The sequence below is a fragment of the Hydrocarboniphaga effusa AP103 genome, assembly GCF_000271305.1.
In the GTDB taxonomy this organism is placed as follows: domain Bacteria; phylum Pseudomonadota; class Gammaproteobacteria; order Nevskiales; family Nevskiaceae; genus Hydrocarboniphaga; species Hydrocarboniphaga effusa.
The window spans coordinates 1398323-1410774 of record NZ_AKGD01000001.1; the positions used below are offsets into that span (position 1 = coordinate 1398323).

Genomic DNA, 12452 nt, shown 5'->3' on the forward strand with positions numbered 1-12452 from the left:
TCACGCGATGAGATCGCCGCTACATCACATCGAAACGGTCATGGGCGTCGTTGCCGCGGGCACGATGCCGGTGCTCGACGGTCGAGCCGAAACCCTGATCCATCGCTCGTGGTTTCGCTGCTTCAACGATTACGGACTCGATCCGCGCAGTACGCATCGCACACAGATCGAATCGCCCGTGAGCCTGCGCGAGCGCCGCGCCAGGCGCGAGCCGTATCTGCAGGTGGCGCGCAGCGGCATGGAGCAGCTGTATCGCCACGTCGCCGAACTCGACTACACCCTGCTGCTCGCCGATGCGGACGGCGTCACCGTCGATGCGATCGGCCGTCCGTCGTCCGATTCGCCGCTCGCCGCGGGCCTGGTGCTCGGCGCGAACTGGAGCGAGCTCGTCGCCGGCACCAACGGCATCGGCACCTGCCTGGCCGAGCGCCGCACGCTGACCTGCCATCGCGAAGACCACTACTACACCGGCAACCTGGGCCTGTCGTGCACGGCGACGCCGCTGTTCGATCCGCACGGCGAACTCATGGGTGTGCTCGACGTTTCCGCCGTGACCTCGCCCGAGGCGCGCGAGAGCCAGCACCTGGCGCGCCACCTGACCTCGCTCTACGGCCGCATGATCGAAGACGCGAGCTTCATGCAGCACTTCGGCGATCGTCACATCCTGCGCTTGAGCCAGGGCTCCGCGCTCGTCGATGTCCATGCCGAACTGATGCTGGCCTTCGACAACGACGGCCTTATCGTCGGCGCCAACACCGGCGCGCGCCGTCGCCTGCAGCTGGTGGAATCGGCCGGGCTCGCGGCGGGTCTGGTCGGCAACAGCCTGACCGCGATCTTCCGCAATCGTCTCGGCGACATCTGGAAGTTCGCACGCGGCCAGCAGGGCAGCGATCTCTCCGTATTCGACACCTGGAACGGCCAGCGCTATCACGCGGCCATCGTGGTTCCGCGCACGCTCGCGACGGTCGGCACCGCGCGCACGCCGGTCACGATCACGCAGACGATCGTGCACAGCGACGGCGACACGCTGCAGACCCTCGCCGGCGACGATGCGCGCATGCGCCAGCTGCTCGACCAATCGCGACGTCTCGCGAGCAAGCCGGTCAACCTGCTGATCCAGGGCGAGACCGGAACCGGCAAGGAAGTGCTCGCCAAGGCGATCCACGAATCGAGTCAGCGTGCCGACAAGCCCTTCGTCGCGGTCAATTGCGCGGCGATTCCGGAATCGCTGATCGAAAGCGAGCTGTTCGGCTACATGCCCGGCACCTTCACGGGCGCGCGCAGCCGCGGCATGACCGGGCTGATCGCGCGCAGCAGCGGTGGCACGCTGTTCCTCGACGAGATCGGCGACATGCCGCTGCATTTGCAGACCCGCCTGCTGCGCGTGCTGTCCGAACACGAAGTGCTGCCGCTCGGCGCCGAACGGCCGCTGGCGATCGATCTGCACGTGATCGCAGCCTCGCATCGCGACCTGCGCCAGCTCGTCGAAAGCGGCGCGTTCCGCGAAGACCTCTACTACCGTCTCTGCGGCGCCACGCTGAGGCTGTCGCCGCTGCGCGAGCGCCAGGACAAGGCCTATCTGATCGAGCGCCTGCTGCGCGAAGAAGCGGCTTCGCTCGACGTGCAGCTGCAGATCGAAGCCGAAGTGCTCGATCGCCTCGTGTGCTACGACTGGCCCGGCAACATCCGCCAGCTGCGCCAGGTACTGCGCTTCATGCTGTCGATCGCGGACGAGCGTGGCGTGCGGCTGGAGCATCTGCCGGAAGAAATCGGCGTGCCGGTTACGCCGGTCGTCGCCCCGATCGGCTTGTCGGCCCCGTTATCGGCGCCGGTCACCGCCGCGATGAAGGCCGAAGCCATCCTGCCGCAGGAAGGCCAGCGCCTGCTCGACGCCCTGCGCCGCAACCGCTGGAACATCAGCTACGTCGCGCGCGACCTCGACCTGTGCCGCGCGACGATCTACCGCCGCATGCGCCGCTACGGCATCGTGCCGCCGACGCATTTGCATTGAGCGTTCAGTTTTTGCGGGAGCCCGGGGCCGTCGGCTCCGGTGTCACCAGCGAGACGGTGGGAAAGTAGTTCCTGTAGCGTCGGGCATCGCGTGTCAGGATTCCGCAGCCGACTACGGCGGCGTGCGCGCCGATGAAGAAATCCGCCAGCACGCTCTCGCGCTGCCCGCCGCCACGGCGGTACTTCACGAAGGCTCGCCCAGCCAGGAAAAGTGCGGCCTGCGGCAGCTCTTGAAACGAGAAGCCCATATCGTCGATGAGCTTGTCGAGCGACTCGACCGATTCGAAGGTCAGCGAAAGTTCCGAATAGATGACGGGATTGATCAGCAACTCGTGCACTTGGGCTTGAGCCCGCAGCTGCCGGACCGACCAGTCGGCCCAGGTGGGATCATCTTCGAGCACATCGATCAGCACATTGGTGTCGACCAGCAGCACGGCCTGCGCTCAATCCGAGCCGCGTAGCAAAGCCATGAGCTCGTCGGTCTTCCACTTCACCTGCGCCTTGCCGCGAGCGGCTTCGAATCGATCCCGCTTGCCCTTGGTTGCGGCACCGGCCTTGAGCACGACGACCTGACCCTCCTGATTCACATCGAAATCGACGGCATCTCCAGGCGCCAGACGCAGCGCATCACGTACTTTCTTCGGAATGGTGACTTGGCCCTTCACCGTCATCGTCGTTGCCATGATTTCTCGCCCGAGGCAGATGTAATACCTTGTGACATTACGGTATTACACTCAAGGCCCAATGTCATCTGGCGTGAAACCCGCTAGAACATGCAGTCGGCGATCAGTTCGAACGAGCGCAGCCGCTCGGTGTGCTCGTAGACGTCGGAGACAATCATGAGCTCGTCGGCGCCGGTCTCGGCGATCAGCGCGCGCAAACCATCGCGCACCGTCGGCGCCGAGCCATAGATCGAGCGCGCGAGCATGTGCCGGGCCTGGGCCTTCTCCAGCGGCGACCAGTAGGTTTCGATGTCGTCGATCGGTGGCTTGCTCAAGCCGCGGGCGCCGCGGAACAGGTCGGTGAACGACATCTGCTGCGTGGTCGCCAGGCGCCTGGCGTGCTCGTCGGTGTCGGCCGCGATCACGTTGACGCCGACCATCGCGTAAGGCTTGTCGAGCTGCGCGGAAGGCTTGAAGCGGCTGCGATAGAGGTCGAGCGCCGGCATCAGCTGCTCGGGTGCGAAGTGCGACGCGAAGGCGTACGGCAGGCCGAGTTCGGCCGCGAGCATGGCGCCGAAGGTGCTCGACCCGAGGATCCAGAGCGGCACTTCGGTGCCGGCGGCCGGAACTGCGACGATGTTCTGGCCCGGCCTCGTCGGGGCGAGATAGGCCTGCAACTCCAGCACGTCCTGCGGGAAGTGCTCGGCCGAGGCCGGTGAGCGGCGCAGGGCGCGCAAGGTGCTCTGGTCGGTGCCCGGAGCGCGGCCCAGGCCGAGGTCGATGCGACCCGGGAACAGCGTGGCGAGCGTGCCGAACTGCTCGGCGATCACGTAGGGCGAATGGTTGGGCAGCATGATGCCGCCGGCGCCGATGCGAATCTTCGAAGAACCCGCGGCGATGTGCGCGAGCACCACCGAAGTCGCCGCGCTCGCGATGCCGGGCATGTTGTGGTGCTCGGCGACCCAGAGCCGCTGGTAATCCCAGCGTTCGGCGTGGGCCGCAAGGTCACGTGCGTGATCGAGCGCCGTGCGAGCGTCCGAGCCCTGGCGCACGCGCACGAGTTCGAGGATGGAAAGAGCGGTCACGGCGAACTCCGGTGAGGCATCGCATCTACATGCTGCCTTTCGGAGTCGAATCAAGACCGCGACGCGTCCGCCCCTTTCAAACAAAAAAACCGCGCCCCTTTCGAGGCGCGGCATTGGAGGAGACCTGAGACTGACTGCTTTTCGAGTACCGCTGCGCGAGGCCTTACTTCGCGTTCTCGTTCTTGGCGAGATCGGTCTTGAGGTCGACGGCGCGCTTGATCAGGTAGGCGTGCAGGTCTTCGACCTCTTCGGGCGTGAAGATGCCGGCGAAGGACGGCATGCCCTTGGCCGCGAACGCGCCCGCGACGATGCCCGGGAACATGGCGTGCTTCTCGCTGCTCAGGCGACGCAGGTCGGGCACGATGCCGCCCGAAACCGCGTTGATGCCATGGCACTGCGAGCAATGGCCGTTGAACAGGTCCTTGCCGTGGGCAACCTGCTCGGCCGTGGCCTTGGATTCCGGCGGCTGCGGGGGCAGCAGCTCGGGATAATTGGCCGGGGCCAGCTCGGCCTTGCCGCCGAGCTTGAAGGTCAGCACCTGCGCCCACGGACGCACGCCGGCCTTCAGCGAGGCGTGGCCGGCGAAGGTGGCGAACGCGCCGCCCCAGCCCACCATGAAGGTCACGTACTGCTCGCCGTTGACCTCGTAGGTCACCGGAGCCGCCATCACGCCGGACTGCGCGGGCGATTCCCACAGCTTCTCGCCGTCGGTGGCGCGGTAGGCGATCACGCGGCCGTCGGCCGAGCCTTCGAACACCAGGTTGCCGGCGGTCGACAGCGTGCCGCCGTTGAAGATGGTGACGTAGGGCTTTTCCCAGACCTTTTCCTGCTTGATCGGATCCCAGGCCAGCAGCGAACCGGTCCACTCGTCGGACCAGTACTTCATGTCCTTGTCGCTATCGCCCATTTCGGCCGCGGCCACGCCGAGCTGGTAGAAGTGCTTGCGCGGCGACCAGCCCGGATCCTTCACGTCGCGGTATTCGACGGCGAAGGTGTGCTTGGGAATGTAGACCAGACCGGTGTTGGGGTTGTACGACATCGGCTGCCAGTCGTGGCCGCCCCAGAATCCCGGACGAACCAGCGTGGGCTTGCCGTTCTTTTCCCAGTACTTGGCCGAGTCGTTGAACACCGGGCGACCGGTTTCGAGATCGACCTTGTCGGCCCAGGTGACCGGCGCGTATTTCTCGGCCGAGATCAGCTTGCCGGTGGCGCGATCGATCACGTAGAAGAAGCCGTTCTTCGGCGCCTGCATGATGACCTTGCGCTTGGCGCCCTTGATGTCGAGGTCGGCCAGGATCATGTGCTGGGTGGCGGTGAAATCCCAGGCGTCGCCCGGCGTGGTCTGGTAGTGCCAGACGTATTCGCCGGTATCCGGGTTGATCGCGACGATCGACGACAGGTACAGGTTGTCGCCCTTGGCGTTGCTGCGCGTCTTGTAGTTCCAGTAGCTGGCGTTGCCGGTGCCGATGTAGAGCAGGTTCAGGTCGGGGTCGTAGGCCATCGAATCCCACACCGTGCCGCCACCGCCCTGCTTGACCCAGTTGGTGCCGTCCCAGGTCTTCAGCGCGGCTTCGAGCGCCTTGTTCTCCTGCGGCTTGGCGGGGTCGCCCGGCACCGTGTAGAAGCGCCACAGCTGCTTGCCGGTCTCGGCATCGTAGGCGGTGATGTAGCCGCGCACGCCGAATTCGGCGCCGCCGTTACCGATGATCACCTTGTCCTTCATGATGCGCGGCGCGCCGGTGATGCCGTAGGAGCGCGAACGGTCGACGACGGTATCGATGTCCCAGGCCTTGCTGCCGTCCTTGGCGTTCCAGGCCACCAGGCGACCGTCGTTGGTGCCGACGTAGACCTTGCCCTTCCAGACGGCGGCGCCGCGGTTGACCGCGTCGCAGCAGAACTCGCCGGCCTTCAGGCGATCGACCTGCGGGTCGCCCTTCCAGAGCAGCTCGCCGGTGGCCGCGTTGAACGCGTAGAGCACCGAGAACGAACCGGTGGTGTACATCACGCCGTCGACGACGATCGGCGTGGCTTCGACGCCACGGTCGTAGTCGAGCTTGTATTGCCAGGCCAGGCCGAGCTGGCCGACGTTCTGATCGGTGATCTTCTTGAGCGGGCTGTAGCGCTGCTCGTCGTAGGTACGGCCCGTGCTCATCCAGTTGCCGGGCTCCTTGTCGGCGGCGACGATGCGCGCACCGTCGACATTGGCCGGGTTCGCCGGAAGGCCGACCGGAGCGGCGGCGGGCTGGGTGGCATCCGGGGTGACATTCTCGGGCGCCGACGACTTGCTGCAGGCCGCGATGACGCTGAGCGCGGCTACGGAGGCTGCGATCAGCAACGGGCTCGCAGCCCGCGACATGGCTTTTGTTTTCATGGGTGAAGCTCCTCGTGAGCTGTTTAAGCGGTGAAGCCGTGAATCGACAGAGCACAAAAACCGTCGAATCGGCGTTGTGAGCGATGGCAGGTCGCAGGAGGACGGAGCACAGGAAGCGGAGCGTGCCTGCAGCACGTGAGCATTCCGAGCACCGCCCTCGCGCGAACTGCCGAGCGCAGCAGCCGATTCGCCGTTTTCAGCCGTGGTTGCGTCGGCGATCAGCCGTGGTTGATGTAGACGACGTGCGTCTCGGTGAACTCGTACAAGCCGTGCTTGCCGTCCGCGCCGCCGATGCCCGACTTCTTGCGGCCGGCATGGAAGCCCTGCATCGCTTCGAAGTTTTCGCGGTTCACGTAGGTCTCGCCGAACTTCAGGTCGCGCACCGCGCGGAACGCGGAGTTCAAGTCCTTGGTGAAGATCGACGAGGTCAGGCCGTACTCGGAATCGTTGGACAGCGCCACGGCTTCGTCGAGGCTGTCGACCGACTGGATCGGCAGCACCGGACCGAAGGTTTCTTTGGTCATCACTTCTGCGCCGGACTTGTTGCCGACGATCAGCGTCGGTTCGTAATGCCAGCCCTTGTCGAGCGAGGCGATCTTGCCGCCGGTGACCACTTCGGCGCCGGCTTGCCGCGCACGGTCGACGATGCCGACGAGCTTGTCGCGAGCGGCCTGGTTGATCAGCGGGCCCATGTCGAGTTCGGCGATCGCGCCCGGATCACCGTAGCGCGTGGCCTTGAACAGCTTGGCGAGCTTCTCGGTCAATTCGGCTTCGACCTTCTTCTCCACGTAGACGCGCTCTGCGCAGTTGCAGACCTGTCCGGTGTTGATCACGCGCGAGTCGTAGATGGCCTTGGCGGCGAGATCGAGATCGGCATCGGCGAGCACGATGGCCGGCGCCTTGCCGCCGAGTTCCAGGTTCACGCGCGTGAGGTTAGCCGCTGCCGCCTGCATGATGCGGATGCCGGTGCCGACGCTGCCCGTGAAGGTCACGAGATCGATGCCGGTGTGCGAAGACAGCTTGCTGCCGGCCACCGCGCCGCGGCCACCGACCAGGTTGATGACGCCCGGCGGAATGTCGGTTTCGGCAACGAGCTTGGCGAACTCGAAGGCGTTGATCGGCGTTTCTTCGCTCGGCTTGAGCACGATGGTGTTGCCGGTGACGAGCGCCGGAGCCACCTTGCGCGCGATCAGGAAGAACGGGAAATTCCACGGCAGGATGCCGGCCACGGTGCCGAGCGGCTTGCGGTGCAGGAAGATGCTTTCGCCGGCGCGATCGGAAGTCAGCACTTCGCCTTCGAGGCGGCGCGCCCACTCGGCCATGTAGTCGAAGTAATCCGCCGTGAAGTTGGCTTCGACATTCGCCAGCGCCTGCGTCTTGCCCTGCTCGCGCACGATGATGTCGGCGATGCGAGCCGCGTTCTCTCGAATCTTCGCGGAGATCTTGCGCAGATAGCCGGCGCGCTGGATCGCGGGCAGCTTTTCCCAGGCCGGCTGCGCGCGGTTTGCAGCGGCGACGGCCGCATCGATCGACGCTCCGCTGCTTTCGGGAACGCGCGCCAGAATCTCGTGCGTGGCCGGGTTTTCGACTTCAACCCATTCGTTCTTCTCGTCGGCGACGAAGCGGCCGTCGATGTAATTCTGATAGTCCATGATGGATCGAGTCATGACATCTCCTGGATGTTGATTGGGCGCATTGTTCAAATGTGATGGCGCGGCCCATAAGGGCAATCGATATGCCATTCATCTGGACGAATTGAACCAGGCTCTTGACCGGGCTTCATCCCGCTGAAAACATTGGGCATTACAAAAAATTTAAGAAAAATGGAGACTTTCGGCGCGCGATTCCGAAAGCGTTTCGCTGTCGCAATACGGCATTGGAATTCACAACTGTTCAATTCAGCTGCGACAGCTGTCGCAGCGCGTTAGGCTGTAGTTCAGCTATCGCATTCATTCAAGAAAGAGGAGAGCGTCAATGGATGAGAGCCAGACGGATACGGCGGCGAACACATCGTCGAACGCCCAGTTGCTGCCTTCGCCGGGCCAGTTGCCGGCGCTCAAGAAAAGCTTCAACGCCACCAACGAAGCGCTCAATGCGCTGCGGCTCGAAGCGGCCGAATACAAGCGCAGCGCGCTCGAGCAGGCGCGCGAGCGTATCGAGCAGGAACTGCAGTCGCGCTACGCCGAACGCGAGCAGCAACTGCAGGCCGAGCTCGAGAAGATCGAAACCTCGCTCGAGGACGAGAAGGATCGCCTGGCGCGGGACGGTATCGCGAGCGCTCCGCTGTTTGCGAATTCGCCTCCGCATCCAGCGGTCGGCACCTTGATGATCGAGGACGAGGAAGCCATCGCGCGGCTCAAGCGCCCGGCGCGGAGGGCGCGCGTCGAGATCGTCAATCGCGACACTTACCATCACGCCGCCAACCGGCTCAGCGCCGGCCTCGGGGATGTGGTGCTGCGCATCCTCAACCGCGATGGCTCGGTCAGCGACGAATACGCACCGATGGACCGCTATCGCTGGCGCGTGGATGCGAATGCGTAAACCGCGGCGGCGGGTCTTGTTTAAGGCCCGTCTCATCTAGGTCGCGGCACAGTCGTGAGCCTGCACGAGACCAGGAGCCTGCGATGGCCACTGCCGCTCCGCGCCGCCGCACGCCGGCGGCGCTCAAGCGCTACAACGAGAAGCGCCGCTTCGATGTGACCTCCGAGCCGCGCGGCGAGGCGGCGGCTCGTTCGCAGGGCGATGCCTTCGTCGTGCAGCAGCACGATGCGACGCGCATGCACTATGACTTTCGGCTCGAGCTCGATGGTGTCTTGCTCAGCTGGGCGGTGCCGAAGGGCCCGAGCCTGTCGCCCGACGACAAGCGGCTCGCGGTGCAGACCGAAGATCATCCGATCGCGTATCGCAATTTCGAAGGCAACATTCCGCACGGCGAGTACGGCGGCGGGCCGGTGATCGTCTGGGATCGCGGCCGCTGGAAACCCGAGGGCGATGCGCGCGCCGCGCTCAAGAAAGGCCATCTGACGTTTTCGCTCGACGGCGAGAAACTCAAGGGCCGCTACTCGCTCGTGCGCACGCGCACAGGATCTGGAGCAGGGCCGAAGCAAGGCCCCAAGAGCCAGTGGCTGTTGTTCAAGCGCAGCGACGAGTACGTGCGCTCGGGCCCGGCGGCCGAGATCACGCAGCGCGAGCCCAATAGCGTCATCAGCGGTCGCACGGTCAAGCAGGTCGGCGAGGCTCTGAGCGGCAAGCGGCGCACGACGGCGGCTTCGGTGCCGACCCGAACGGCGAAAGCCAAAGCTCCCACGAAGGCTGCGGCGAAGCAGGCCGGCAAAGCCTCGAAGCTCCCGTCGCTGTCGAGCATCGAGCCGCAGCTCGCAACGCTGGTCGATCGTCCGCCGTCGACGGGCCGATGGGTCTACGAGATCAAGTACGACGGCTATCGCATGCTCGCGAGACTCGATCGCGGCAAGGTGCAGTTGCGATCGCGCAACCAGCTCGACTGGACGCGCACGTTCCCGGGCATTGCCGCAGCCCTGTCCAAGCTCGACGTCGCTTCGGCCATCCTCGACGGCGAGGTCTGCTATGTAACCGCAGACGGCCGGTCGAGCTTCCAGGATCTGCAGCGCGTGCTGCCGCGCGGCGGGGGCGAGATCAGAGCCGACCAGCAGAAGCAGCTGGTGTTCTACGTCTTCGACGTGCTGCATCACGACGGGGTCGACGTGCGCGACGAGCCGCTGGTCGATCGCAAGCTCAGGCTCAAGATCCTGCTCGGCAAGAAGCCACCGTGGCCGCTCGTCTACAGCGATCACATCGAAGGCGACGGAGACACGGTGTTGACGCAGGCCTGCGCGAGCGGGCTCGAAGGCCTGATCGCCAAGCGGCGCGACGCGGCCTATCACAGCGGGCGTTCGGCCGACTGGCTCAAGCTCAAGTGCCACCGGCGCCAGGAGTTCGTCATCGTCGGCTACACCGCCTCGCAGGCGCGCACGGGCTTTCGCTCCCTGCTGCTCGGCGTGCGCGAAGCCAAGGCACTGCGCTACTGCGGCAAGGTCGGCACCGGCTTCGATCAGGCGCTGCTCGAAGACATCGGCGCGCGCTTGCAGAAGCTCGTGACCGACGAGCCCGCCGTGAGCGATCCGCCGCGCATGCGCGGCGTGATCTGGGTCAAGCCACAGCTGGTTTGCGAGGTCGAATATACCGAGGTCACGCGTGACGGCGCGCTACGCCATCCGTCGTTCCAGGGCCTGCGCGAGGACAAGCCGGCACGCCAGGTGAAGCGCGAGAAGGCCGTGCCCGTCGCCGCTATCGAGAAGGAGGAGGACATGCACGCGACTGCCAGCGAAGCCGGCAAGCCCCGGCGCACCAAGGTCGAAGCGAGTCCGGACCGGCCCCGGAAGCAATCGAGTGCACGCAGTGGCGATGTCGTCGAGATCGGCGGCGTGCGCATCTCGCATGCGGATCGCGTGATGGACGAAGCCTCGGGCGTGACCAAGCGCGAGCTCGCCGAATATCACGAACTCGTCGGCCCGCTGCTGCTGCCCTATGCGCGGAAGCGCCCGATCGCGCTCGTACGCTGCCCTCAGGGCGATGCGCAGCAATGCTTTTTCCAGAAGCACAAGCTGCCGGGTCTCGGTGACGAGGTGAAGAAGGCGCGCATCGCCGGCAACGAGGTCATCTATGTCGAGAGCCAACGCGGCATTTTGGAGCTCGTGCAGTTCAATGCGATCGAGATCCACGGCTGGGGCGCAACGATGGACGCGCCCGACAAGCCCGACTGGATCGTGATCGATCTCGACCCCGACACCGCGCTCGAATTCTCCGACGTGGTCGAGGCGGCGCTCGAAGTGCGCGACAACCTCGATCGCATCGGTCTGGCGAGCTTCGTCAAGACCACCGGCGGCAAGGGCCTGCACGTGGTGGTCCCACTCGAGCCGCACGCCGGCTGGGACTCGGTCAAGGGCTTTGCGCAGGCGATCGCGAGCGCGATGGCCGAGCAGCAGCCCGATCGCTACGTCGCCAACATGTCCAAGGCCAAGCGCAAGGGCCGCATCTTCATCGACTACCTGCGCAACGGCCAGGGCGCCACCGCGGTGCTGCCCTACTCTCCGCGCGCACGGCCCGGCGCCACGATCGCGATGCCGGTCGAATGGAAGGACATTCGCAGGATCGATCCGAAGGAGTTCACTGTGCGCAGCGCCGAACGCTGGCTCAAGAAGCGCAAGCGCGATCCCTGGGCGGAGCTGCTGACCACGCGCCAGCGGCTTCCCGATCTCGACTAGAAACTCCTCGCCCCACGTCCACCCCGGCTTTCGCAGGGCCTATGGCGTGCGATTTACCAGAGCACGCCCCTGACCGGCTTGAGCGCCTCGGGCGCCTCGTCTCCGATGGACTGCAGCAGATCGATCTCGATGGTCCGGCACATGGCGCTCAGCGGCACATCGTGCACGGTGTTGGAGAACGGGTCGACAAGGTCATCGCCGATCTGCAGGATCGCGAGAAACATCAGCCCGGCCAGGGTCGAACCGATTGGCGTGGCATAGCCGAGGCTTTCGACCAGGCCGATCGGCAGCAGCACGCAGAACAGGCGTGTGAACAGCGCAGGGAACAGGCGGTATTGGTTCGGCAGCGGCGTGTTCTTGAGCCGCTCCATGCCGCCCTGGGCATTGGCGATGTCGATCAGTACGCGTTCGAGCGTGGCCTGCTGAATGCTGTCGATCCAGCCGCGGCGGCGCGCCACTTCGATCTGCCGGCCGTTGTGTTCGAGCAGGCCGTTGGCGACGTTGGTGCGCTTGAGCACCTCGACGACCTCGGCCTCGCCGACATGGCGGCGCACGTCGGCTTCGACATCCTGGCGGCGCAACTGGCGCCTGAGCGCATGCACGTAGGCGATCTGGCGCCGGACGATGGTGCGCTTTGTCTGGCGCGCTTCCTCGTCCTCGTCGGGCAGGAAACTCACCACCGCACGCGACAGGCTGCGCGAGGCATTGATCATCGCTCCCCACAGCACGCGGCCTTCCCACCAGCGCTGGTAGGCCGAGGTGTCGCGAAAGCCGAGAAACAGCGCGAGCGCCGAACCGAACAGGGTCAGCGGCAGCGGCGGCGCATGGAACGGCAAGGTGTAGTACGTCACCGTGACCGCCACATCCCAGACGAACAGCACGGTCAGCGGCTTCCACACGTGCGCAGACATGCGGTGCAGGCGCGGCAGGGTATCGACGATCATTCGGGCCAGGTCGAAGCAGGGGCGGGAGCGCGATCTTTTTACAGCAGCCCGATGAGCTGCAACCGTACGGCGAGCGAAGAATTCCCGCGCCGGGGCGC

The 12452-nt window shown here is 65.5% G+C and carries 9 protein-coding genes; 3 read left to right on the forward strand and 6 right to left on the reverse strand.

All coding sequences use genetic code 11. The features are described 5' to 3' along the window. Positions 1 to 7 precede the first annotated feature (7 nt). Complete coding sequence (locus WQQ_RS06140) at positions 8 to 2011, forward strand: sigma-54-dependent Fis family transcriptional regulator (protein WP_007184227.1); 2004 nt, start codon at positions 8 to 10, stop codon at positions 2009 to 2011. A gap of 4 nt (positions 2012 to 2015) precedes the next feature. Here the strand turns inward: WQQ_RS06140 and WQQ_RS06145 are convergent, their stop codons facing one another. The 5 genes from WQQ_RS06145 to aldA all read right to left on the reverse strand — a co-directional run bounded on the left by WQQ_RS06145 (position 2016) and on the right by aldA (position 7795). After that, positions 2016 to 2444 (reverse strand): type II toxin-antitoxin system VapC family toxin, encoded by a 429-nt coding sequence (locus tag WQQ_RS06145; RefSeq protein WP_007184228.1) that lies wholly within the window; start codon positions 2442 to 2444, stop codon positions 2016 to 2018. Between the two features lie 9 nt (positions 2445 to 2453). Beyond that, positions 2454 to 2693, reverse strand: coding sequence for an AbrB/MazE/SpoVT family DNA-binding domain-containing protein (locus WQQ_RS06150; RefSeq protein WP_007184229.1), 240 nt, complete (start codon positions 2691 to 2693; stop codon positions 2454 to 2456). Between the two features lie 83 nt (positions 2694 to 2776). After that, positions 2777 to 3757, reverse strand: a complete 981-nt coding sequence (locus WQQ_RS06155; protein ID WP_007184230.1) for an LLM class flavin-dependent oxidoreductase — start codon at positions 3755 to 3757, stop codon at positions 2777 to 2779. A gap of 163 nt (positions 3758 to 3920) precedes the next feature. Beyond that, positions 3921 to 6128: a PQQ-dependent dehydrogenase, methanol/ethanol family gene (locus tag WQQ_RS06160; protein ID WP_007184231.1), complete on the reverse strand. Its 2208-nt coding sequence runs from the start codon at positions 6126 to 6128 to the stop codon at positions 3921 to 3923. 218 nt (positions 6129 to 6346) lie between these two features. After that, positions 6347 to 7795, reverse strand: a complete 1449-nt coding sequence (gene aldA, locus WQQ_RS06165; protein WP_007184232.1) for an aldehyde dehydrogenase — start codon at positions 7793 to 7795, stop codon at positions 6347 to 6349. 307 nt (positions 7796 to 8102) lie between these two features. Between aldA and WQQ_RS06170 the strand changes: the two genes are divergently transcribed. Beyond that, positions 8103 to 8669, forward strand: coding sequence for an ATP synthase subunit B family protein (locus tag WQQ_RS06170; protein WP_007184233.1), 567 nt, complete (start codon positions 8103 to 8105; stop codon positions 8667 to 8669). A gap of 83 nt (positions 8670 to 8752) precedes the next feature. After that, positions 8753 to 11410 carry a DNA ligase D gene (gene ligD, locus WQQ_RS06175; RefSeq protein WP_007184234.1) on the forward strand — a complete coding sequence of 886 codons (2658 nt, stop codon included), beginning with the start codon at positions 8753 to 8755 and terminating at the stop codon, positions 11408 to 11410. Between the two features lie 53 nt (positions 11411 to 11463). Here ligD and WQQ_RS06180 read toward each other — a convergent pair whose 3' ends face one another. Continuing rightward, a complete protein-coding gene (locus tag WQQ_RS06180) occupies positions 11464 to 12354 on the reverse strand; it encodes a bestrophin family protein (protein ID WP_007184235.1) in 891 nt (296 codons plus the stop codon). Positions 12355 to 12452 lie beyond the last annotated feature (98 nt).